This window comes from Faecalibacterium sp. DFI.5.82 (assembly GCF_029076575.1).
Classification (GTDB): Bacteria; Bacillota; Clostridia; order Oscillospirales; family Ruminococcaceae; genus Faecalibacterium; species Faecalibacterium duncaniae.
This window is the reverse complement of sequence record NZ_JARFIS010000798.1, coordinates 1-299: the sequence shown is the minus strand read 5'-3', so window position 1 is coordinate 299 and position 299 is coordinate 1. Positions and strand designations below refer to the sequence as shown.

Below are 299 nucleotides of genomic sequence, written 5' to 3'. Positions count from 1 at the left end.
AGATCCCCGTGGGCCACGCCGCCGTACACATCGAATTCCTGCTCCATGTTGTGGAGCATCTGAGCACCGTAGTCATTGCCCAGAGCGTAAGACGGGAAGTAGCCGAAGGAGCCGCCCGACCAGTGGCTGTCCTGCAGGCAGCCCTCGCGGTCATTGGGAACCTCCACGCCCAGATACTCCTTGTACAGCTCTGCCCACGCGGCAGGGACCTCCATTGCCGTCAGGGTGCCCGCAATGAGCTGCTTCTCGATCTCGTACCGCACCATAACGTGCAGGCAGAAGGTCAGCTCATCGGACTC

Annotated in this window: 1 pseudogene; it reads right to left on the bottom strand. The window is 61.5% G+C overall.

Annotated elements, in window-relative coordinates:
• Positions 1 to 299: pseudogene (locus P0G09_RS18955) on the bottom strand (carboxypeptidase M32); the annotation flags it as partial.